The sequence below is a fragment of the Agrococcus sp. UYP10 genome (assembly GCF_040547205.1).
Lineage (GTDB): Bacteria > Actinomycetota > Actinomycetes > Actinomycetales > Microbacteriaceae > Agrococcus > Agrococcus jenensis.
This window is the reverse complement of the sequence record NZ_JBEPPG010000001.1, coordinates 133,168-153,509: the sequence shown is the minus strand read 5'-3', so window position 1 is coordinate 153,509 and position 20,342 is coordinate 133,168. Positions and strand designations below refer to the sequence as shown.

Annotated in this window: 24 protein-coding genes and 1 riboswitch; of the genes, 19 read left to right on the top strand and 5 right to left on the bottom strand. The window is 73.0% G+C overall.

Translation table 11 applies throughout. The features are described 5' to 3' along the window. The first annotated feature begins 1 nt into the window (after window position 1). The 7 genes from prfA (at window position 2) to ABIB37_RS00710 (ending at window position 5,449) form a co-directional block, all read left to right on the top strand. A complete protein-coding gene (prfA, locus tag ABIB37_RS00740) occupies window positions 2-1,081 on the top strand; it encodes a peptide chain release factor 1 (protein ID WP_123697430.1) in 1,080 nt (359 codons plus the stop codon). A gap of 4 nt (window positions 1,082-1,085) precedes the next feature. Next, window positions 1,086-2,327 (top strand): MFS transporter, encoded by a 1,242-nt coding sequence (locus ABIB37_RS00735; protein WP_354255457.1) that lies wholly within the window; start codon window positions 1,086-1,088, stop codon window positions 2,325-2,327. A gap of 124 nt (window positions 2,328-2,451) precedes the next feature. Then, window positions 2,452-3,597, top strand: coding sequence for a ScyD/ScyE family protein (locus ABIB37_RS00730; RefSeq protein WP_354255454.1), 1,146 nt, complete (start codon window positions 2,452-2,454; stop codon window positions 3,595-3,597). Window positions 3,598-3,637: 40 nt separating this feature from the next. Next, window positions 3,638-3,880 carry a PLDc N-terminal domain-containing protein gene (locus ABIB37_RS00725; protein WP_354255451.1) on the top strand — a complete coding sequence of 81 codons (243 nt, stop codon included), beginning with the start codon at window positions 3,638-3,640 and terminating at the stop codon, window positions 3,878-3,880. A gap of 10 nt (window positions 3,881-3,890) precedes the next feature. After that, window positions 3,891-4,352, top strand: a complete 462-nt coding sequence (locus ABIB37_RS00720; protein WP_354255448.1) for a P-loop nucleotide/nucleoside kinase family protein — start codon at window positions 3,891-3,893, stop codon at window positions 4,350-4,352. A gap of 84 nt (window positions 4,353-4,436) precedes the next feature. Then, window positions 4,437-5,027, top strand: a complete 591-nt coding sequence (locus ABIB37_RS00715; RefSeq protein WP_354255446.1) for a carboxymuconolactone decarboxylase family protein — start codon at window positions 4,437-4,439, stop codon at window positions 5,025-5,027. 23 nt (window positions 5,028-5,050) lie between these two features. Next, window positions 5,051-5,449, top strand: a complete 399-nt coding sequence (locus tag ABIB37_RS00710) for a hypothetical protein (RefSeq protein ID WP_354255443.1) — start codon at window positions 5,051-5,053, stop codon at window positions 5,447-5,449. A gap of 124 nt (window positions 5,450-5,573) precedes the next feature. Here ABIB37_RS00710 and ABIB37_RS00705 read toward each other — a convergent pair whose 3' ends face one another. The 3 genes from ABIB37_RS00705 to ABIB37_RS00695 are packed head-to-tail and all read right to left on the bottom strand — an operon-like array spanning window position 5,574 to window position 9,204. Beyond that, window positions 5,574-6,491 (bottom strand): hydroxymethylglutaryl-CoA lyase-like TIM-barrel protein, encoded by a 918-nt coding sequence (locus ABIB37_RS00705; RefSeq protein ID WP_354255440.1) that lies wholly within the window; start codon window positions 6,489-6,491, stop codon window positions 5,574-5,576. Beyond that, window positions 6,488-7,744, bottom strand: a complete 1,257-nt coding sequence (locus tag ABIB37_RS00700; RefSeq protein WP_354255438.1) for a CaiB/BaiF CoA transferase family protein — start codon at window positions 7,742-7,744, stop codon at window positions 6,488-6,490. Before ABIB37_RS00700 ends, ABIB37_RS00705 begins: the two co-directional genes overlap by 4 nt. 8 nt (window positions 7,745-7,752) lie before the next feature. Then, the gene (locus tag ABIB37_RS00695) at window positions 7,753-9,204 is read right to left on the bottom strand and encodes a GntP family permease (RefSeq protein WP_354255435.1); all 1,452 of its coding nucleotides are present in this window, start codon (window positions 9,202-9,204) and stop codon (window positions 7,753-7,755) included. Between the two features lie 109 nt (window positions 9,205-9,313). On the opposite strand from ABIB37_RS00695, the gene ABIB37_RS00690 reads away from it, so the two are divergent. From ABIB37_RS00690 to ABIB37_RS00680, 3 genes are all read left to right on the top strand, one after another. Further along, on the top strand, window positions 9,314-10,072 hold the full coding sequence (locus tag ABIB37_RS00690) for an IclR family transcriptional regulator (protein ID WP_354255432.1): 759 nt from the start codon (window positions 9,314-9,316) through the stop codon (window positions 10,070-10,072). A gap of 1 nt (window position 10,073) precedes the next feature. After that, window positions 10,074-10,136, top strand: a riboswitch (guanidine-III (ykkC-III) riboswitch). A 10-nt stretch (window positions 10,137-10,146) separates the two neighbouring features. Then, complete coding sequence (locus ABIB37_RS00685) at window positions 10,147-10,461, top strand: DMT family transporter (RefSeq protein ID WP_354255429.1); 315 nt, start codon at window positions 10,147-10,149, stop codon at window positions 10,459-10,461. Between the two features lies 1 nt (window position 10,462). Next, window positions 10,463-10,834: a DMT family transporter gene (locus tag ABIB37_RS00680; protein ID WP_354255427.1), complete on the top strand. Its 372-nt coding sequence runs from the start codon at window positions 10,463-10,465 to the stop codon at window positions 10,832-10,834. A 397-nt stretch (window positions 10,835-11,231) separates the two neighbouring features. On the opposite strand, the gene epsC is transcribed toward ABIB37_RS00680, so the two are convergent. Both epsC and cysK read right to left on the bottom strand, forming a co-directional pair. Then, window positions 11,232-11,786: a serine O-acetyltransferase EpsC gene (gene epsC / locus ABIB37_RS00675; RefSeq protein ID WP_354255424.1), complete on the bottom strand. Its 555-nt coding sequence runs from the start codon at window positions 11,784-11,786 to the stop codon at window positions 11,232-11,234. An 11-nt stretch (window positions 11,787-11,797) separates the two neighbouring features. Beyond that, window positions 11,798-12,727, bottom strand: a complete 930-nt coding sequence (cysK, locus tag ABIB37_RS00670) for a cysteine synthase A (protein WP_354255421.1) — start codon at window positions 12,725-12,727, stop codon at window positions 11,798-11,800. A gap of 108 nt (window positions 12,728-12,835) precedes the next feature. On the opposite strand from cysK, the gene prmC reads away from it, so the two are divergent. The 9 genes from prmC to atpA all read left to right on the top strand — a co-directional run bounded on the left by prmC (window position 12,836) and on the right by atpA (window position 20,337). After that, window positions 12,836-13,696 (top strand): peptide chain release factor N(5)-glutamine methyltransferase, encoded by an 861-nt coding sequence (gene prmC / locus ABIB37_RS00665; RefSeq protein WP_354255418.1) that lies wholly within the window; start codon window positions 12,836-12,838, stop codon window positions 13,694-13,696. Between the two features lie 36 nt (window positions 13,697-13,732). Continuing rightward, a complete protein-coding gene (locus ABIB37_RS00660; protein ID WP_354255415.1) occupies window positions 13,733-14,401 on the top strand; it encodes an L-threonylcarbamoyladenylate synthase in 669 nt (222 codons plus the stop codon). A gap of 4 nt (window positions 14,402-14,405) precedes the next feature. Beyond that, entirely contained in the window at window positions 14,406-15,605 is a 1,200-nt protein-coding gene (locus tag ABIB37_RS00655) for an MraY family glycosyltransferase (RefSeq protein WP_354255412.1), read from the top strand. Beyond that, window positions 15,602-16,063: a Cg1360 family ATP-synthase-associated protein gene (locus tag ABIB37_RS00650; protein ID WP_123697447.1), complete on the top strand. Its 462-nt coding sequence runs from the start codon at window positions 15,602-15,604 to the stop codon at window positions 16,061-16,063. The genes ABIB37_RS00655 and ABIB37_RS00650 overlap by 4 nt, the downstream gene beginning before the upstream one ends. 160 nt (window positions 16,064-16,223) lie before the next feature. After that, window positions 16,224-17,054, top strand: a complete 831-nt coding sequence (gene atpB / locus ABIB37_RS00645) for a F0F1 ATP synthase subunit A (protein WP_425453433.1) — start codon at window positions 16,224-16,226, stop codon at window positions 17,052-17,054. A 37-nt stretch (window positions 17,055-17,091) separates the two neighbouring features. After that, entirely contained in the window at window positions 17,092-17,331 is a 240-nt protein-coding gene (gene atpE / locus ABIB37_RS00640; RefSeq protein WP_123697449.1) for an ATP synthase F0 subunit C, read from the top strand. 7 nt (window positions 17,332-17,338) lie between these two features. Beyond that, window positions 17,339-17,890 carry a F0F1 ATP synthase subunit B gene (locus tag ABIB37_RS00635; RefSeq protein ID WP_123697450.1) on the top strand — a complete coding sequence of 184 codons (552 nt, stop codon included), beginning with the start codon at window positions 17,339-17,341 and terminating at the stop codon, window positions 17,888-17,890. After that, complete coding sequence (locus tag ABIB37_RS00630; RefSeq protein ID WP_354255407.1) at window positions 17,890-18,675, top strand: F0F1 ATP synthase subunit delta; 786 nt, start codon at window positions 17,890-17,892, stop codon at window positions 18,673-18,675. The genes ABIB37_RS00635 and ABIB37_RS00630 overlap by 1 nt, the downstream gene beginning before the upstream one ends. 27 nt (window positions 18,676-18,702) lie before the next feature. Next, the gene (gene atpA / locus ABIB37_RS00625) at window positions 18,703-20,337 is read left to right on the top strand and encodes a F0F1 ATP synthase subunit alpha (RefSeq protein WP_354255404.1); all 1,635 of its coding nucleotides are present in this window, start codon (window positions 18,703-18,705) and stop codon (window positions 20,335-20,337) included. The last annotated feature ends 5 nt before the right edge of the window (window positions 20,338-20,342 follow it).

The following is a 20,342-nucleotide window of genomic DNA, read 5'->3' as shown; positions in this document are numbered from 1 at the left end:
CATGTTCGAGTCGGTCTCGGGCCTGCTTGCCGAGCACGCCGACCTCGAGCTGCAGCTCGCCGACCCGGCGCTGCACGCCGACGCTGGTCGTGCGCGCCGGGTGAACCGGCGGTACGCCGAGCTGAGCCAGATCAAGGTCGCGCACGAGCGCTGGCGCGCGGCGGTCGACGACCTCGCCGCCGCTCGCGAGCTCGCGCGCGAGGACGAGGCGTTCGCCGAGGAGGTGCCGTCGCTCGAGGCGGCGGCGCACGAGACCGAGGAGCGGCTTCGCCGGCTGCTCATCCCGCGCGACCCGGATGACGGCCGCGACGTGATCATGGAGGTCAAGGGCGGCGAGGGCGGCGAGGAGTCGGCGCTGTTCGCGGCCGACCTCGTGCGGATGTACTCGCACTACGCCTCCGCCCGCGGCTGGAAGATCGAGATGCTCGAGTCGACCGCGAGCGACATGGGCGGGTTCAAGGACGTGCAGATCGCGTTCAAGGGCTCGTCGAGCGACCCGTCCGAGGGTGTCTGGGCGTCGCTGAAGTACGAGGGCGGCGTGCACCGCGTGCAGCGCGTGCCGGCGACCGAGACGCAGGGCCGCATCCACACCTCCACCACCGGCGTGCTCGTCTTCCCCGAGGTCGACGAGCCCGAGGAGGTCGCGATCGATCAGAACGACCTCAAGATCGATGTCTACCGCTCGTCGGGCCCCGGTGGCCAGAGCGTGAACACGACCGACTCGGCGGTGCGCATCACGCACATCCCGACCGGCATCACGGTGTCGATGCAGAACGAGAAGAGCCAGCTGCAGAACCGCGAGGCCGGCATGCGCGTGCTGCGCGCCCGCCTGCTCGCTCGGCAGCAGGAGGAGCGGGATGCCGCGGCGTCGGACGCGCGGCGCAGCCAGATCCGCGGGATGGACCGGTCGGAGCGCATCCGCACCTACAACTTCCCCGAGAACCGCATCGCCGACCACCGCACGGGCTACAAGGCGTACAACCTCGACGCCGTGCTCGACGGCGCCCTGCAGCCGGTGATCGACTCGTGCATCCAGGCCGACGAGGAGGCGCAGCTCGCGGCCCTCGCGGGCGACGCCTGACCGGATGACCGACGCCGCCCGGGACCGACGCGGTCTTGGCGCGGCGTTCTGGCGCTTCTGGAGCGTCGAGGTCGCGACCGAGACGGCGATCGGGCTCGCGGTGATCGCGCTGCAGACGATGGTCGTGCTCGACCTCGGCGGCGGCGCCACGGAGGTCGGCTGGCTGTCCTCCGCGCGCTTCCTGCCGTACGTGGTGCTCGGCCTGCTGGTCGGCGCGATCGTCGAGGGGATGCGGCGCCGCACGGTGATGCTCGTGAGCGACGTGCTGCGGGCGCTCGTGCTCGGCGGCCTCGCGATCGCCTGGCTCTCCGGCGGCGGCTCGCTCTGGGTGCTGCTGCTCGCGGCGGTGCTGCTCGGCGCCGCGAGCCTCGTCAACGACGCCGCGTCGCAGGCGTTCGTGCCGCGGCTCGTCGACCGCGACCGGCTGCTGCCCGCGCACCAGCGGCTCGACGCCGGGTCGAACGCTGCGCAGTCGGCGGGGCCGGCCGTCTCGGGCGTCGTCATCGCCTGGCTCGGCGCGCCCGTCTCGCTGCTGCTCGCGGCGGGTGCGCACCTCGTCTCGGCGGTCGTGCTCGCGACGCTGCCGCCCGATGCGCGCGCACCGCGGCGCGAGCGCGGGCTCGGGCGCTCGATCCTGGACGGGCTCCGCTTCGTCCACCGGCATCCGCGGCTCGGGCCGCAGGCCCGCTGGACCCACGTGTGGTTCCTCTGCAACGGCGCCGCGATGACGCTGCTCGTGCCGCTCGTGCTCGTCGACCTCGACGCGGGGCCCGGCGGCCTCGGGCTCGCGCTCGGCGTGCTCGGTGCGGCGACGCTCGCGGGCACCGCGCTCGCCGGCGTCGTCGCGGGGCGCCTGGGCTTCGCGCGCACGATCATCCTGGAGCGATCGCTGCTGCCCTTCGCCTGGGCGGTCGTCGCGGCGGCAGCGCTGCTCGCGCTGCCGGAGGGCGGCGGGATCGCGCTCGTGCTGACGGGGCTCGCCGCGGCCGGCGTCGCGATGGGCCTGTCGAACCCGAGCGAGATGGCGCTCCGCCAGCGGGCGACTCCCGACAGGATGCAGGCGCGCATGAACGCGACGATGCGCACGGTCAACCGCGCGATGGTCGTGGTCGCCGCCCCGCTCGCGGGCGTGCTCGGCGACGCGATCGGCGTCGGGCCGGCCCTCGCGATCGTCTGCGGCGGCTTCGCGATCGCGGCGATCGGCCTCGCGGCGTCACCGATCGCCCGCGGTCGCACAGCGCGCTAGCAGGCGGCGCCGCTCGACCAGCCCTCGCTCCGCCGAGATGGGGGCTTGTCGTGCCGCCGGGTCAGGCGGACGCTGGTGCGCGGCGGCATCCCGCCGCTCCCGTGCGTGATGAAGAGGAGCCCCCATGTCTCGCAACCTCCGATCCAGGGCGACGGCGGCGGCGGCCGCCGCGGTCCTGGGTCTCAGCCTGATCGCCGTCGCCGGCGCTCCCGCCTACGCCGGCGGCCACTCCGATGACGACGTCGTCACGGTGGCGACCGGGCTCGACAACCCCAGGCAGCTCTCGCTCGGGCGGGGCGGCAGCCTCTACATCGCGGAGGCCGGCGCCCCTGACGCGTGCGCCGCCATCCCGGGCGTCGACCCGGCCTTCCAGGTCTGCGGCCTGACGGGCGCCGTCACCGAGGTGCGGCGGCCTGACCACCGGCGCGCCGAGCAGCGGCAGGTCGTCACCGGGCTGCCCACCATGACCTTCAACGGCGAGGTGGTCGGCGCGTCCGACGTCGCCGTGCGCGGCAACCGCATCGAGGTGCTGATCGGCGGGATGACCGGGGCAGCGACGGCGCGCGCCGACCTGCCCGCCGAGTACGCGTCCTTCGGCACCCTGCGCTCCGCGCGCCTGCGGTCGGCTCCGCTCACCGGCGCCGATCTCAGCCTCGTGGCCGACATCAACGCCTTCGAGGTCGCGAACAACCCCGACGGGAACGTGCCGCCCGACAGCAACGCGATCGGCTTCGTCTCGCTCGGCCACGGACGCTGGGCGGTCACGGATGCCGGCGGCAACGCGCTGCTGCGGGTGGGCCGTGGCGGCGAGCGCGCGGTCGCGGTGTTCCCGAACGGCGACCCGGTGCCCAACCCGTTCGGGCCGGGTGAGGTGAGCCCGCAGGCGGTGCCGACCGACGTCGCCGTGGGTCCCGACGGCGCGTACTACGTGTCGCAGCTGACGGGCTTCCCGTTCCCGACCGGCGGCTCCACGATCTGGCGCGTGACGCGCGACGGGCAGGTCTCGGCGTACGCGACGGGCCTCACGATGGTGACGAGCCTGGCGTGGAAGGGCGACACCCTGTATGCCGTGCAGCTCGACGACGAGAACTTCTTCGACGGGCACGTCGGGTCGCTGCGCGCGGTGACACCCGGCGGATCCGTCCACGAGGCGGTCGTGGACGGCCTGTCGGCGCCGTACGGGCTCGCCATCCGCGGGCACTCGGCGTACCTGACGATCGACTCGGTCTCGCCGGGCGAGGGGTCCGCCATCCGCGTCGACCTGCGCTGAGCCGCGCGGCGGCGAGCGCACCGCGAGGTACGCTCGCCGCATGCTCCTCGAGGTCGTGAACCCGCTGCTGCCCACGGGCTACGACGTCATCTGGACGGTCGCGGTCCTGGCGCTGCTCGCGCTCGCGGCTGTCGCGATCGTGCAGGTGCTGCGCGAGCCGACGCTCTCGGGGCTCGGCGCCGTGCTGTGGCTGCTCGTCATCCTGGCGCTGCCGGTGCTGGGCGCCGTCGCGTGGTTCGTGCTGCGTCCGCGCCGGGCGGCCGGCCAGCTGCCGAGCCTCTAGGGTCGCGCGCATGCCGCAGGTGACGCTCCTCTGCGGGCCAGCGGGCGCCGGCAAGACGACGATCGCGAGAGAGCTCGAGGCGGGTGGCGCGCTCGTGCTCTCGTTCGATCGCGAGGCCTGGGCCCGCGGCGTGCACGACGGTGGCTTCACGCCCGAGCTGATGGCGGCGATCGACGCCGACCTGCACGCCCGGCTCGTGCGCGCGGTCGAGGTGGGGGAGCGGGTCGTCGTCGACGGCTCGCTCTCGGCGCGCTGGGTGCGCGACGCCTGGCGCGAGCGCTGCGACGCGATCGGCGCGGAGCACGAGCTCGTCGTCGTGCGCGCATCGATGGCGTCGCTCGCCGCGCGCGTCGCAGGGCGCGAGGCGGGGCCGGAGTCGGTGCTGCTCGAGCAGGACGCGCTCGCGGCCTTCGTGGCCGGCTTCGACTGGCCGGGCGACGACGAGCCGCACCGCGAGGTCCGCACGGACTGAGCGCCGACACGACCGGCGCGCCTGGACGCCGCAGCGCTCCCCGGCTAGCGTGACGCGCATCCGGTGCGATCGAGGAGGTCCGTCATGGGCAAAGGGGGCTTCCTGGCAGAGCCCGAGCCGAGCGACGCGGTCGAGGCGAAGTACGCCGCCGACCGCGCGGACGACGGCTACGTCATGAACCTCACCCGCGTGTGGGCGCAGGCGCCGCCGGTGGACGACGCGTGGACGGCGTTCGCGGGCGCCGCCGCCGAGGCCGCGGGCCTCACCTTCCGGCAGAAGGGCATCGTCGTCACCGCGCTCGCCGCCGCGATGGGCGACGCCTACTGCTCGCTCGCGTGGGGCACGCGCCTTGCGAGGGCGAGCGACGCGCCGACCGCGCGCGCCGTGCTCGACGGCACCGACGAGGGGCTCGACGACGAGGAGCGCACGATCGCCGCATGGGCGCGGCAGCTCGTGCGCGACCCCAACGGGACGACCGCCGCCGACGTCGACGCCCTGCGCCGGGCGGGATTCGACGATCGGGCCATCCTCGGCCTGACCGCCTACATCGCGGCGCGCATCGCGTTCTCGACGGTCAACGATGCGCTCGGCGCGATCCCGGACGCGGAGCTGCGTGCCGCCGCGCCGGCGGCGGTCCTGGATGCCGTCACCTACGGACGAGCCGCGCCCGCCTGATCCGCACGTGCCAGGATGGCGCCATGGACGTGCTCCTCACGTGGCTCGGCTCCGCGCTAGTGGCTGCCGGAGCCGTCGCGATCGCGGTCGTCGTCCACGCGATCGGCCTCGGCCGCATCGAGCCGTCGCCCGCGCTCGGCCTGCCCGGCAGGCGGCTGCGCGCGGATGCGCCGACCTACCGGCGCACGCACCGCGCGGCCACGCCGCTCACCTGGCTCACGGCATCCGTCGCCGCCATCGCGGCGCTCGGCGCGCTCGCCGCGGGCGCGGCCGCGGGCATCGAGGAGTGGGCGATCCTCGCCGTGCTCGCCGCCGTCGTGCTCGTGGTGGGCCTCGCGCTCGCCACGTGGCGCGCGCACTCGGCGCTCGCCGACGACGCGCCCGCCGACGATGCGCCCGGCGACGACCGCACGGTCGACTGAGCTGCGGACCCCGCGACGGCTCGGCCAGGAGTGTCGGGCTGCTGCGGCAGTGTCACGGCACTCGCGCAGCAACCCGACACTCCGTCGGGGGCAGGGGCCACGGAGCGCGCGGGCGCCGCGCCGCTCAGGCCTGCAGCGTCCAGGGGAAGGCGCGCGCCTGGGGGCTGAGCGCGCCGCCGCGCACGCGCGCGCGGTCCGGCTCGTCGAGCGCACCGGTGATCTCCTCGCCGAGCCGCACGAGCGCGGCGAAGGAGTCGGGGCTCGACCAGGCGGGACGGAGGGTGAAGGCGAGGTCCTCGGTCGAGGTGTTGCCGGAAGCACCCGGCGCGAAGGGGCAACCGCCGAGGCCGCCGAGCGCGCCGTCGACGACGTCCGCCCCCGCGTCGACGGCCGCGAGGGCGTTCGCGACCCCCGCGCCCCAGGTGTCGTGGCCGTGGAACACGAGGCCCGCCTCCGGGCGGCGGGCGGCTGCGAGCCCGACCCGCTCGCGCACGACGGCGGGGTGCGCCTGGCCGAGCGTGTCGCAGATGACGACGTCGCTTGCGCCGGCCGTGCGGTCGTCGCCGAGGATGCGCTCGATGCGATCGAGCGGCACCTCGCCCTCGAAGGGGCACGTGAACGTCGTCGCGATGCAGAGCTGCAGCTCGCCATCGACCGCGCGGGCGGCGGCGAGCGCGTCGGGCATCGCGGCGATCGACGCCTCGGTGTCGCGGCCGATGTTCGCCCGGTTGTGGCTGTCGCTTGCCGAGAAGCAGTACTGGAAGCGCGTGACCCCGGCCGCCGCGGCGCGCTCGACATGGCGCGGCGTCGCCACCCACACCCAGCAGCGCGCGAGCTCGTCGGGCGTGAGCGCCGCGACGACGTCGAGCGTGTCGGCCATCGCCGGCACGAGGTCGGGCCGCGCCATCGAGCCGATCTCGACATGCTCGACGCCGAGCGCGAGCAGCTCGCGCACGAGCCGCACCTTGCGCTCGGTCGGCAGCGGCTTGCCGGTGAGCTGCAGCCCGTCGCGGAGCGTCACGTCGCGGATCCCGACCGTCATGCTGCCTCCTCCTGCACGAGCGCATCCGCTCGCGTCTCGTCCCAGCCGAGCCACTCGGCCAGCACCTCGCGGGTGTCGGCGCCCAGGTCCGGGCCCGGATGCGTGATGGGCAGGCTCCGCCCGCCGACGACCGGCACGATGCCGGGCATCGCGACGCCCTCGCGCAGCCCCGCGCCGTCGTCGATGTCGAAGCGCTGGATCATCTCGCGCGCCGCGTACTGCTCGTCGGCGATGACATCCTCGGCCGTGTAGATGGGGCCGGCGGGCACGCCCGCCGCGTCGAGTGCGTCGAGCGCGTCGCCGCTCGAGCGGGCCGCCGTCCATGCGCCGATCGCGTCGTCGAGCTCGTCGCGGCGCGCCCAGCGCAGCTCGTTCGACGCGAGCGCCGGGTCGGCGCCGAGGTCGGGCCTGCCGATCGCCTCCATGTAGCGCCGGAAGATGCCGTCGCCGTTGCCGGCGACGACGATGCTCCTGCCGTCGCCGCAGAGGTAGGCGTTCGACGGCGCGATGCCCTCCATGCGGCCGCCGGTGCGCTCGCGGCGCTGCCCGTAGGCCGAGAACTCCGGCACGAGCGACTCCGTCACCGACAGCATCGCCTCGTTGAGCGCGACGTCGATCGCGCGCGCGTCGAGGGGGATGCGCGGCGCCGTGCCGTCGGCGGCGGCGCGGGCGCGCTCGCGCTCGAGCAGCCGCATGACGGCGCCGAACGCCGCGTAGAGGCCGGCGATCGAGTCGCCGATCGAGAAGCCCGTGCGGCTCGGTGGCCTGCCGGGCTCGCCGACGAGCTCCCGGAAGCCGCCGTACGCCTCCGCGACGGCCGCGAAGCCGGGCCGCGCCGACATCGGGCCGGTCTGGCCGAAGGCCGAGATGCGCACGAGCACGAGCTCGGGGTTGACGGCCTCGAGCTCGGCCGGGCCGATGCCCCAGCGCTCGAGCGTGCCGGGGCGGAAGTTCTCGAGCACGACGTCGGCCTCCGCCGCGAGCGCGAGCACCGCCGCGCGGCCCGCGTCGCTGCGCAGGTCGAGCACGACCGAGCGCTTGCCGCGGTTGATGGTGCGGAACAGCATCGAGGTGTCGCCCGCGTGCAGCCGCCAGCGCCGCAGCTCGTCGCCGGTGCCGGGCCGCTCGACCTTGACGACGTCGGCGCCGAAGTCGGCGAGCAGCCGCCCGGCGGTGGGCGCCGCGATGTAGTTGCCGAGCTCGAGCACCCGGATGCCCTGCAGCGGCCGGTTCTGCTGGGCTCGCTCCGGCACGACGCCGCTCACAGCACGACCGACAGCAGCAGCACCATGCCGAGCGCGACGATGCTCGCGACCGAGACGCCGACGGTCACCGACTTGAGCGCGCCCCGCACCGACTGGCCGAGGAACGACTGCAGCAGCCAGAAGGTGTTGGAGGTGACGTGGATGCAGAAGAGGGCGCCCGCGCCGGCCGCGAGGCCGATGAGGATCGGGTTGAGCCCGAGGCTCGCGGCGACCGGTGCGAGGATGCCCGCCGCCGTCATCGCCGAGAGCGTCACGGAGCCGACCGCGATGTGGAGCACCGCGGCGAAGACCCAGACGAGCACGATCGGCGCGAACGCCGAGGCGCCGAGGTAGCCGGTGAGCAGGTCGCCGAGCTCGCCCGCGGCGATGACGGCCGCGAGCGCGCCGCCGACGCCGGTGAGGGCGAAGATCTGGCCGGCGTCCTTGAAGCCGTGGACGAGCGCGCGCTCGAGCTCGGTGCGTCCGAGGGCGCGGCGTGCGATCAGCGCGGTGCCGATGACGCCGATGAGGAGGGCGATGGCGGGGGAGCCGAGGAACTGCATCGCCGGCACCTCGGCCTCGGCGATGTCGAGGAGCGCGCCGCCGGCGATGAGCACGAGCGAGAGCAGCAGCGGCGCGAACAGCACGATGAGCGGCAGGCGACGGGCCTCGTCCTCGTGCTCCGCGACGGCGACGGTCGAGCGCTGCGCGCCGTCGCCGGCGACCGGGATCGCCCGCGTCGCACCCGAGACGGAGCGGGGCGCGTCGGCGCCGGACCGGGCGTCGGCATCCGCGCCGCCCGGCTCGTCGCCGTCGTGGATGATCTCCTGCTCGTCGCCCTCGGGGTTCCAGAAGCCGGCGCGGAACGCGATGGTCATGATGAGGATCGAGACGATCACGGTGGGCACGACCACGACGAAGCCCCACAGCAGCATCTGCCCGATCGGGATGCCGAGGCTCGCCGCGATCATGACGGCGCCGATGCCGGGCACCATGAGCGCGATGCCCGTCTCGAGGCTGATGGCGAAGGTCGCGGCCATGATGCCGACGCCCGCCTTGCCGAGCCGCGGCGCGATCCGGCGGGCGAGCGGCGCGGCGAGCACGATCATCACGTCGACGAAGATCGTCTGCAGGTAGGTGGCGAACGAGACGCCGATCGCGAAGGGCACGCCCTTCGGACCGAAGAGCTTGAGGAGCGACTCGACCAGCCGGGTGATCGCGCCCATCCGGTTGAGCAGCGAGCCGATGAGCACGCCCCAGGCGATGAGCAGCCCCGCCTCGGCCATCGTGTCGCCGAAGCCGGTGGCCATGGTCTCGACGGTGCCGAGCGCGCCGAGGCCGCTCATGAGGCCGATGGCGGCGGCGCCGATCGCGAGCGCGATGACGGGGTTGACGTGCAGCCGCACGATCATGATCACGACCGCGACGATGACGACCGCGACGATCGCGAGGATGGTCCATTCGGGCATGGGATCCCTCTCCGTTGAGGGTGGCGCTCGGCGCCACGGATTCCCACATCGTAGGACAGATGCCACATCGCGGGTAGCCCGGCGTGTCGCGCGGCCGTAGGATCGCGCCATGACCGAAGCGCCGCTGCTCGTGCTCGCGAAGATCACCGCGATCCTCGACGCCTTCACGCTGGAGCGTCCGAGCATGACCGCCACCGACATCCGCCGCGCCACGGGCATCCCGGCCTCGACGGCGCACCGGCTGCTCGGCAACCTCGTCGAGCACGGCTTCCTCGACCGCTCCGGCGACGCGTACGCGATCGGCGCGCGTATGGCGTTCTGGGCGGGACCGGCGGTGCGCGCGAGGGCGCTCGGCGATCTGCTGCCGCCGCAGCTCGCGGCGCTGCGCGACGCCACCGGCGAGACGGCGTGCTTCTTCATCCCCGAGCGGGGCGCTCGCGTGTGCGTCGGCGTCGCCGAGACCCTGCACGGGCTCAAGCGGGCGATGTACGTCGGGCGCATCCAGCCGCTGCACGTGGGCAGCGCGGGCCGGGTCATCCTCGCCTGGCGCGACGACCTGCTCGAGGAGGTGCTCGCGACGCCGCTCGCGGCCCTGACCGGCTCGACGATCACCGATCCGGATGCGCTGCGCGCGGTCGTCGCGCGCACGCGGGCCGACGGCTACGCGATCACGGCGGGGGAGCGGGTGGAGGCGGCGAGCGGCGTCTCGGCGCCGGTGTTCGACGCGCACGGCGAGCTCGCCGGCGCGCTCACCGTGATGGGGCCGACGCTGCGGCTCACCGACGAGCGGTGCGCCGCGCTCATCGACGACGTGGTCGGCGCCGCCGACCGGCTGACGGCCTCGATCGGGGGCCGGCGGGTAGCCTGAGAGCAGGCTCGCCGCAGAGCCGCGGACGAGGGAGCCGTACCCGCACAGCGACAAGACGGCCGGAAGGGCTCGTCATGGCATGGGTGATCCTGATCGCCGCCGGCCTCCTGGAGGCGGTATGGGCGACCGCGATGCAGGCGTCGAAGGGCTTCCGCCGCTGGCGGCCGACGGTGCTGTTCGTCGTCGCGATGCTCGCGTCGATGGGCGGCCTCGCGTGGGCGATGCTCGAGATCCCGACCGGCACCGCCTACGCGGTGTGGGTGGGCGTCGGCGCGGTCGCGACCGTGGCGCTGCAGGCCGCGCGCGGCAAGGAGCGGCTCACGGTCGTGCGCTCGCTGCTGCTCGTGCTGCTCGTCGGCTGCCTCGTCGGCCTGAAGCTGGTGAGCTGACGTGCGCGCCCGCACCGCGTGGCTCGTGCTGCTCGCGAGCGCCGTGCTCGAGGCCGTCTGGGCGACGGCGCTCGGGGCCTCAGCCGGCTTCTCGCAGCCTGTCCCGACGATCGTCTTCGCCGTGACCGCCGTGCTGAGCTTCATCGGCCTCGAGCGGGCCGTGCAGACGGTGCCGCTCGCGACCGGCTACGCGGTCTGGACCGGGGTCGGCGGCGCGCTCACCGTCATCTGGGCGCTCGTCACCGGCGCGCAGCCCTGGAACCCGCTCATGCTGCTCTTCCTGGCGGGGATCCTCGTGGCCGTCGCGGGCCTCGCCCTCACTGAGCGCCCGCACGGCTCGCCCGCCGAGGCCACCGCATCCACCCCCGACTGACCCGCCGAGCGGCGGCCGCCGCGCGCGCGGTCACGTCGCCCCTGAGTTGTCAGCTCGGCACACGAGGGGTCATTTGCGTGCGTGAGCGGTCAACCTGGCGTGTGAGTGGTCATCTCGGTACGTGAGCGGTCAACTTGGCGCGTGAGCGGTCAGTTCGGCGCTCGAGCGGTCACTTGCTCGTCCGAGGCGAGGTCGGCCGCTCGACGGGGCATTGACCGTCCACGCGCCGGACTGACCGTTCACGCGCGGGAGTGACCGCTCGGGCGCGGAAGTGACCGCTCGGGCGCGGGAGTGACCGCTCGAGCGCGGAAGTGACCGCTCGGGCGCGGGAGTGACCGCTGACGCGCGGAAGTGACCGCTCGGGCGCGGGAGTGACCGCTCTGGGAGCGGCGGCGGGTCAGATCGAGTACTCGATGTGGGGGAGCTCGGCGGGCGCGGTGCTCGCGACCGGCTTCGCGGGCACGCCGACGAGCGTCACGCCCGAGGGCGCGTCGTGCAGCACGACCGCGTTCGCGCCGACCTTGACGTCGTCGCCGAGCGCGATCGGCCCGAGGATCTTCGCCCCGGCGCCCACGAGCACGCGGTGGCCGAGCGTCGGGTGGCGCTTCACGGCGGCGTTCGCCGTGCCGCCGAGCGTGACCCCGTGGTAGAGCATCACGTCGTCCCCGACCTCGGCGGTCTCGCCGATCACGACGCCCATGCCGTGGTCGATGAAGAAGCGGCGGCCGAGCCGCGCACCCGGGTGGATCTCGACGCCCGTCATGAAGCGCGTCCACTGGCTGCCGGCGCGCGCGAGCGAGCGCGCGCCGGCGTGCCAGAGGCGGTGCTGGATGCGGTGGGCCCAGACCGCGTGCAGGGTCGAGTAGGTGAGCGCGATCGTCACCGCGCCGCGCGCGGCCGGGTCGTGCCGCTTCGCGTTCTCGATGTCCTCCCGGACGTTGAGCAGGCCCATCCGCTCGCCCCTCAGGCCAGGTCGGCGTAGATCGGCATCGAGAGGTAGCGCTCGCCGGTGTCGCAGACGATCGCGACGATCGTCTTGCCGGCCGACTCGGGCCGGCGGGCGATCTCGAGCGCGGCCCAGACGATGGCGCCGGAGGAGATGCCGGCGAAGATGCCGTCCTTCGCCGCGAGGTCGCGGCCGACGCGCACGGCGTCGTCGAGCTGCACGTCGACGACCTCGTCGTAGATGCCGGTGTCGAGGATGGCCGGCACGAAGTTGGCGCCGAGCCCCTGGATCTTGTGCGGGCCGGCCTTGCCCTCGGTCAAAAGCGGCGAGTCCGCCGGCTCGACGACCACGAGGTGGAGGTCGGGCTTGAGCTCCTTGAGGCGTCCGCCGGCTCCGGTGATCGTGCCGCCCGTGCCGACGCCGGCGACGAACACGTCGACCTCGCCGTCGGTGTCGGCCCAGACCTCCTCGGCGGTCGTCTCGCGGTGCACGCGGATGTTCGCCTCGTTCTCGAACTGGCGGGCGAGGATCGCGCCGGGCGTCTCCTCGACGATCTGCTGCGCCCGCTCGACCGCGCCGCGCATGCCGTCGGGGCCGGGCGTGAGCACGAGCTCGGCGCCGTAGGCCTTGAGGATCGCGCGCCGCTCGACCGACATCGTCTCGGGCATCGACAGGATGACCTTGTAGCCGCGCGCGGCGCCGACCATCGCGAGCGCGATGCCGGTGTTGCCGCTCGTGCCCTCGACGATCGTGCCGCCGGGCCGCAGCGACCCATCGGCCTCCGCCGCGTCGATGATGGCCCGGCCGATGCGGTCCTTCACCGATGCGCCGGGGTTGAAGGACTCCACCTTGACGAGCACCGTCGCGTGCGTGTCGTTCGTGCGCTGGAGGCGCACGAGGGGAGTGCCGCCGATGGTGGCGGTGATGTCGTCGAAGATGTGCGCCATGCGTTGTCCTTTCACCCGATGGAAGCGTTGCTTTCAGTGTAGAGGCGCTCGGCTGGGCGCCCGGTGCCTGCACGCTTGGGGGACACGCCGTCGCTATACCGTTGGCGCGTGAACGAACGATCGGTCGGGGACGACGTCCGCGACGCCCGTGCGAGGCTCGCCCTCGTCGGCATCGACGGACCGGATGCAGAGCTGCTCGCGGCATGGGCTGCGGGGAGCGGGGTCGGCGCGATCCGCGTCGACATGGCGATGGGCCGCCCGTTCGAGCCGGATGCGCTCGACCGGTTCCGCGCCGCCGTCGACCGCCGCGAGGCGCGCGAGCCGCTGCAGCACATCACCGGCCTCGCCCCGTTCCGGCACGTCGAGCTGCTGGTGGGCCCCGGCGTCTTCACGCCGCGCCCGGAGACCGAGCTGCTCGTCGAGGTCGCCCTCGACCACCTCCGCGCAGCGGTCGCGCCGACCGTGCTCGACGTCGGCACCGGCTCCGGCGCCGTCGCGATCGCGCTCGCCCGGGAGGCGGGCGCGCGCGTCGTCGCCGTCGAGCAGAGCCCCGCTGCCTTCTCGTGGGCGCGCCGCAACATCGCCGCGCTCGCCCCGGGCATCGTGCTCCTGCACGCCGACGCGCGCGACGCCGCGGCGCTCGCGGCGGTGGGCGTGCACGCGGGCTCGCTCTCGGCGCTCGTGTCGAACCCGCCCTACGTGCCGCACGCATCCGTGCCCGCCGACCCGGAGGTGCGCGGCTTCGATCCGGCGCGCGCGCTGTACTCGGGCGTCGACGGGCTCGAGCTCGTGCGCGATCTGGCGCCCCTCGCCGCCGACCTCGTCGCCCCCGGCGGGCTCGTCGCGTTCGAGCACGCCGAGCACCAGTCGGCCGCGATCCGCGAGATGCTCGAGGATGCGGGCTTCCACGATGCGCGCACGCACCGCGACCTGACCGGCCGCGACCGCGTCACGGCGGCCATCCGCTGACCACGTCGCGATCCGGTGCGCCGGTACGATGAGCGGGTGCCCGCCATCCACGACTGCGCCGATCCGATGTCCCTGCTCGACGGCGTCCGCGCCGCTCGCACGGCCATCGCCGCCGGCCGCTGCATCGTGATGCCGACCGACACCGTCTACGGCATCGCGGCGGACGCGTTCTCGCACGCCGCGGTCGCCGGGCTGCTCGCCGCGAAGGGCCGCGACCGGGGCTTCCCCCCGCCCGTGCTCGTCGCCGACCGCGCCATGGCGAGCGCGCTCGCGGAGTCGGTGCCCGCAGAGCTCGAGCCGCTGCTCGACGCGCACTGGCCGGGCCCGCTCACCGTCATCCTGCGCGCGCAGCCGTCGCTCACCTGGGACCTCGGCGACACCGGCGGCACCGTCGCCATCCGCGTGCCCGACCACCCCATCGCGATCGGCCTGCTGCGCGAGACCGGCCCGCTCGCGGTCTCGAGCGCCAACCTGCACGGGCGCCCTGCGCCGACCGAGGCGGCCGCGGCTGCCGAGATGCTCGGCGACAGCGTCGCCGTCGTGCTCGACGCCGGCACCGTCGGCGGCGCCGCCGCGGCGGGGGAGCAGAACGGCTCGACGATCCTCGACTGCTCGACCCCCGGCACCTTCCGCATCGTGCGCCAGGGCGTGCTGCCGCGAGCCGTGATCGCCGAGGCGCTCGGCGAGCTGCTCGTCGACGGGTGATGCCGTGATCTTCCTGGCCGTCGCGGCCGTCGCGGCGGTCATCACGTTCCTCACCAGCCGGGTCGTGCTGCGCCTCGCGCTGCGGTTCGGCATCCACCCGCCGGTGCGCGACCGCGACGTGCACTCGCGGCCGACGCCGCGCCTGGGCGGCGTGGCGATGTGCCTGGGGCTGCTCGGCGCGTTCGGCGTCGCCGCGCTCATCCCCGAGCTGTCCGGCGTCTTCGCCGAGCCGGTGCGCATCTGGACGCTGCTCGCCGGCGCCGTCGCGATCTGCGCGATCGGCGTGCTCGACGACCTCTACGACCTCGACTGGATGCTGAAGCTCGGCGCGCAGATCCTGGTCGCCGCGGGCGTCGCGATCTTCGGCGTGCAGATCGTCAGCCTCCCGATCGGCGGGCTCACCGTGCCGTCGTCGACGATGGCGATCAGCCTCACCGTGCTGCTCATCGTGCTCGTCATGAACGCGGTGAACTTCATCGACGGCCTCGACGCCCTGGTCGCGGGCACGACGATCATCGGCTCGACCGCGTTCTTCGGCTACATCTTCATCATCAGCGCCAACCAGGGCCAGCAGAACGCCTACTTCTCGCTCGCGAGCCTCATCACGTCGATCATCGTGGGCGTCTGCCTCGGCTTCCTGCCCGTCAACTGGCACCCGGCGCGCATGTTCATGGGCGATGGGGGAGCGCTCATGCTCGGGCTCATGACCGCGGCGAGCGCGATCGCGGTCACGGGCCAGATCGACCTCGCGACCATGGGCGGGCGCAGCCAGATCCTGCCGGCCTTCATCCCCATCCTGCTGCCGCTCGCGATCCTGCTGCTGCCGCTCACCGACTTCGTGCTCGCCGTCGTGCGCCGGCTCGTGAACGGCTCGAGCCCCTTCGCCGCCGACCGCAAGCACCTGCACCACCGGCTGCTCGACATGGGCCACTCCCACCTCGGCGCCGTGCTGATCTTCTACGCGTGGACCGCCGTCGTGTCGATCGGCTGCCTCATCTTCCTGTTCCCGCCCTGGTGGGTGGCGATCGGTATCATGGTCGCGGGATTCCTCGTGTGCGCGGTGCTCACCGCTGCGCCGGTCAGCCGGCGCGTGTGGCAGACGCTGCTGCGCGTGCTGCGCGAGCGCCGAGCTGCGCGCAGAGGACTCGAGCCGATCGACACGCAGCGCAGCCAGACCATCGACACACGAGGAGACAGCCGGTGACCACGACCGCGATCATGCAGCGGATCCTGCTCTGGGGAGGCATCCTCGCAGCCGCGGTCGCCGTCGTCGGCGGGGTGGTCGGATGGCTGCTCGCCGCAGGCGCCGGCCTCGCGTCCGCGCTCGTCGGCACCGCCCTCGCCATCATCTTCTGCATGCTGACGGCCGTGAGCATCCTGCTCGCCTTCAAGGCATCGCGCGGCGTCATGATCTCGGGTGCCTTCTTCGGCATCGTGCTCGGCGGCTGGCTGCTGAAGTTCGTGCTGTTCATCGTGCTCGTCTTCGTGCTCGGCGACCAGGAGTGGCTGCACCGCGGCGTCGCCTTCGGGTCGCTCGTCGCGGCCGTCATCGGCTCGCTCGTGATCGACTGCGTCGTCATCGCCACGAGCCGCCAGCCGACGATCGACAGCGACGCCGACGACGAGACGCAGGGGCGCCCGGCATCGGGCGCTCGGGCGTGATGGAGGCGTCGTCGGGGCCCGCTGCCGCCCACCTCTCTGATAGTGTCGTACCTGCTCCCCCCACTGCCGCGCTCAGCTTCGAGCGTGCCCGCGCGAGGGGGTGCACCGACGTCGAACCGGCGCCAGGCGCCCTGAGGTTGAGGAAGACACGCTGAACGCCTTGCTGACGCCGCTGGCTGCCGCTGGAACCGAGCCCGAGCCGTTCCATCCGCCGTCGATCGCCGACTTCTTCCCGGACATCGTGCTCTTCGCCGACCCGACCATCGAGTGGTTCGGCAGCGACGAGCCGATCTTCGGCATCAACCGCATCATGCTCATCCGCATGCTGTCGGCGCTCGTCATCATCCTGATCTTCGTGCTCGGCACCCGGAAGATGCGCCTCATCCCGACGCGCGGCCAGAGCATCGTCGAGATGGGCCTCGGCTTCGTCCGCGACGGCATCGCCTACGACCTGCTCGGCGAGAAGGACGGCCGGCGCTTCCTGCCGCTCATCACCACGATCTTCTTCATGGTGCTGTCGATGAACATCACGGGCATCGTGCCGTTCCTCAACATCGCGGGCACCGGCGTCATCGGCGTCCCGCTCGTGCTGGCGCTCGTCGCGTACGGCGCGTTCATCTACGCCGGCGTCAAGAAGCACCCGGGAGCGTTCTTCAAGAACGCGCTCTTCCCGCCCGGCGTGCCGTGGCCGCTGTACATCATCGTGACGCCGATCGAGTTCGTCTCGACCTTCGTCCTGCGCCCCATCACCCTCACGCTCCGACTCATGATGAACATGGTCGTCGGGCACCTGCTGCTCGTGCTGTTCTTCGCGGCCACGCAGTTCTTCTTCTTCTCCGCCGGTGGCTTCTACACGCTCTTCGGCGTGGGCACGTTCGCCTTCGGCTTCGCCTTCACGCTCTTCGAGGTCCTCGTCGCAGTGCTGCAGGCCTACGTCTTCGCCCTCCTGACCACTGTCTACATCCAGCTCGCGCTGGCTGAAGAGCACTGACCCTTCCGGGCAACCGGAACCGCAGAAAGGAACCACCGTGGACAACGCCACGACCATCCTCGCCGAGATCAACGGCAACATCGGCACCGTCGGCTACGGCCTCGCGGCCATCGGCCCCGCCATCGGCGTGGGCATCGTCGTCGGCAAGACGATCGAGTCGGTCGCCCGCCAGCCGGAGCTGCAGGGTCGCCTGACGGTGCTCATGTACATCGGCATCGCCTTCACCGAGGCGCTGGCGTTCATCGGCATCGCCACGTACTTCTTCATGACGAACTGAGCCACGGATGCTCACCACTCCTCTCTTCCTCGCGGAGGAGTCGGGGGAGGCCACACCGAACCCCCTGCTTCCCGCGCCGTACGACATCCTGTGGTCGGCGGTCATCTTCGTCGTCCTGCTGCTGATCTTCTGGAAGGTCATCCTCCCGCGCATGCAGGCGCTCCTCGACGAGCGCTCCGCAGCCATCGAGGGCGGCATCAAGAAGGCGGAGGCCGCGCAGGCCGAGGCCGCTGCCGCGCTGGAGTCGTACAACACCCAGCTCGCTGAGGCCCGTGCCGAGGCCGGTCGGATCAAGGACCAGGCTCGCGCCGACGCCGCCAAGATCGAGGCCGACCTCAAGGCTCGCGCCAACGACGAGGCCGAGCGCATCACCGCCCAGGCGCACCAGCGCATCGAGGCGGAGCGCCAGGCTGCCTTCACGTCGCTGAAGACCGAGGTCGGCACGCTCGCCCTCGGCCTCTCCGAGAAGGTCGTCGGCGAGTCGATGGACGACGCGCGGTCCGCCGCGATCGTCGACCGCTTCCTGGCCGAGCTCGAGCACGACGGGGCGAACCGCTAGTGGGCAGCGCGACCAGCCAGGCGCGGACCGCCATCGACGAGGCACTCGTGCGCCAGCCGCAGGCCGGCCTCGACGACGCGCGGGACCTGTTCCAGGCATCGCGCGCCATCGAGCGCAGCCCGCAGGTGCTCGCGGCGCTCGCCGACCCGGTCTCGGCTCCGGATGCGCGCGCGGCACTCGCCGAGCGCGTGCTCGGGCAGCTCGGTGCACCGGCGGTCTCGATCGTCGCGCACCTGGCGCGCCAGCGCTGGTCCGACGCCGCCGACATCCTCACCGCCATCGACGACGCGGGCATCCGCATCGCCGTGCGCGGAGCGGCCGGCGCCGACGTCGCGGGCGAGATCGCCTCGTTCTCGCGCATCGTGTCCTCCGACCCGCAGCTCGAGCTCGCGCTCGGCGGCGTGCTCGGCAAGGCCGACGACAAGGCCGCGCTGCTGCAGCGGCTCATCGGCGGGCGAGCGAGCGAGGCGACCACCGTGATCCTCGACCACCTCGTCCGCGTGCCGCGCGGCCGCCGCATCGGGCAGCTGCTCCGCGGCGCCGCGACCGAGGTCGCGGCCGCCGCCGGTCGCTCGATCGCGACCGTCACCTCGGCCCGCGAGCTCCCGACCGCTCAGCTCGACCGGCTCCGCGCCGGCCTCGAGCGCCAGTACGGCCGCACGCTGCAGCTGCAGCAGGTCGTCGACCCGGCCGTCGTCGGCGGCCTCAGGGTGGCGATCGGCGACGACGTCATCGACGGCACCGTCCGTTCCAAGTTCACCGACCTGCGCCTGAAGCTCGGCTAGGTCGAAGGCATTCGAAGAGGAAGACACATGTCAGAGCTCACCATCAGCCCCGACGAGATCAAGGGCGCACTCGCCGACTTCGTCTCGTCCTACGAGGCATCCACGTCGACGACGGCCGAGGTCGGCCACGTCATCGACGCCGCCGACGGCATCGCCCACGTCGAGGGCCTGCCCGGCGTCATGGCCAACGAGCTCGTGCGCTTCGCGGACGGCACGCTCGGCCTCGCGCAGAACCTCGACGAGACCGAGATCGGCGTCGTCGTGCTCGGTGAGTTCGGCGGCATCGTCGCCGGCATGGAGGTCACCCGCACCGGTGAGGTCCTTTCGGTGCCGATCGGCGAGGGCTACCTCGGCCGCGTCGTCGACCCGCTCGGCAACCCGATCGACGGCCTCGGCGAGGTCGCCTCGAGCGGCCGCCGCGCCCTCGAGCTCCAGGCGCCGGGCGTCATGCAGCGCAAGTCGGTGCACGAGCCGCTCCAGACCGGCATCAAGGCCATCGACGCGATGATCCCGGTCGGCCGCGGCCAGCGCCAGCTGCTCATCGGCGACCGCCAGACGGGCAAGACGGCGATCGTGATCGACACGATCATCAACCAGAAGGCCAACTGGGAGTCGGGCGACGTCAACAAGCAGGTCCGCTGCATCTACGTCGCGATCGGCCAGAAGGGCTCCACGATCGCCGCCGTCAAGGGTGCGCTCGAGGACGCCGGCGCCATGGCGTACACGACGATCGTCGCGTCGCCCGCGTCCGACCCGGCCGGCTTCAAGTACCTCGCGCCGTACGCCGGCTCGGCCATCGGCCAGCACTGGATGTACGAGGGCAAGCACGTCCTGATCATCTTCGACGACCTGTCGAAGCAGGCAGAGGCCTACCGCGCCGTCTCGCTGCTGCTGCGCCGCCCGCCGGGCCGCGAGGCATACCCGGGTGACGTGTTCTACCTGCACTCCCGCCTGCTCGAGCGCTGCGCGAAGCTGTCCGACGAGCTCGGCGCCGGATCGATGACGGGCCTGCCCATCATCGAGACGAAGGCGAACGACGTCTCGGCGTACATCCCGACCAACGTGATCTCGATCACCGACGGCCAGATCTTCCTGCAGTCCGACCTGTTCAACGCCAACCAGCGCCCCGCGGTCGACGTCGGCATCTCGGTCTCGCGCGTCGGTGGCGACGCGCAGGTCAAGTCGATCAAGAAGGTCTCCGGCACGCTGAAGCTCGAGCTCGCGCAGTACCGCTCGCTCGAGGCGTTCGCGATGTTCGCCTCCGACCTCGACGCCACGTCGCGCCGCCAGCTCGACCGAGGCGCTCGCCTCACCGAGCTGCTGAAGCAGCCGCAGTACTCGCCGTACCCCGTGGAGGAGCAGGTCGTCTCGATCTGGGCCGGCACGAACGGCAAGCTCGACACGGTGCCGGTGAACCAGGTGCTGCAGTTCGAGTCGGAGCTGCTCGAGCACATGCGCCACAACGGCACGGTGCTGTCGACGCTCCGCGAGACGAACGTGCTCGACGACGCGACGCTCGCGAGCCTCGAGTCCGAGGTCGACGCGTTCGTCAAGAACTGGCAGTCGAAGCCGGAGTCGAGCATCACCGACCCGGGCACCGAGTCCGACACGCCGATGGTCGAGGACGTCAACCAGGAGCAGATCGTCAAGGGCCGTCGCTGACGCGA

What these genes read in the sequence shown, in the direction of transcription:
- cysK (WP_354255421.1), bottom strand. Translation starts at nt 12,727, where the DNA reads ATGGCGCACATCTTCGACGACATCACCGCCACCATCGGCGGCACTCCC.
- ABIB37_RS00730 (WP_354255454.1), top strand. Translation starts at nt 2,452, where the DNA reads ATGTCTCGCAACCTCCGATCCAGGGCGACGGCGGCGGCGGCCGCCGCG.
- ABIB37_RS00695 (WP_354255435.1), bottom strand. Translation starts at nt 9,204, where the DNA reads ATGCCCGAATGGACCATCCTCGCGATCGTCGCGGTCGTCATCGTCGCG.
- ABIB37_RS00690 (WP_354255432.1), top strand. Translation starts at nt 9,314, where the DNA reads ATGACCGAAGCGCCGCTGCTCGTGCTCGCGAAGATCACCGCGATCCTC.
- prfA (WP_123697430.1), top strand. Translation starts at nt 2, where the DNA reads ATGTTCGAGTCGGTCTCGGGCCTGCTTGCCGAGCACGCCGACCTCGAG.
- epsC (WP_354255424.1), bottom strand. Translation starts at nt 11,786, where the DNA reads ATGGGCCTGCTCAACGTCCGGGAGGACATCGAGAACGCGAAGCGGCAC.
- ABIB37_RS00635 (WP_123697450.1), top strand. Translation starts at nt 17,339, where the DNA reads ATGCTCACCACTCCTCTCTTCCTCGCGGAGGAGTCGGGGGAGGCCACA.
- ABIB37_RS00720 (WP_354255448.1), top strand. Translation starts at nt 3,891, where the DNA reads ATGCCGCAGGTGACGCTCCTCTGCGGGCCAGCGGGCGCCGGCAAGACG.
- atpA (WP_354255404.1), top strand. Translation starts at nt 18,703, where the DNA reads ATGTCAGAGCTCACCATCAGCCCCGACGAGATCAAGGGCGCACTCGCC.
- ABIB37_RS00715 (WP_354255446.1), top strand. Translation starts at nt 4,437, where the DNA reads ATGGGCAAAGGGGGCTTCCTGGCAGAGCCCGAGCCGAGCGACGCGGTC.
- ABIB37_RS00725 (WP_354255451.1), top strand. Translation starts at nt 3,638, where the DNA reads ATGCTCCTCGAGGTCGTGAACCCGCTGCTGCCCACGGGCTACGACGTC.
- ABIB37_RS00735 (WP_354255457.1), top strand. Translation starts at nt 1,086, where the DNA reads ATGACCGACGCCGCCCGGGACCGACGCGGTCTTGGCGCGGCGTTCTGG.
- ABIB37_RS00705 (WP_354255440.1), bottom strand. Translation starts at nt 6,491, where the DNA reads ATGACGGTCGGGATCCGCGACGTGACGCTCCGCGACGGGCTGCAGCTC.
- ABIB37_RS00710 (WP_354255443.1), top strand. Translation starts at nt 5,051, where the DNA reads ATGGACGTGCTCCTCACGTGGCTCGGCTCCGCGCTAGTGGCTGCCGGA.
- ABIB37_RS00685 (WP_354255429.1), top strand. Translation starts at nt 10,147, where the DNA reads ATGGCATGGGTGATCCTGATCGCCGCCGGCCTCCTGGAGGCGGTATGG.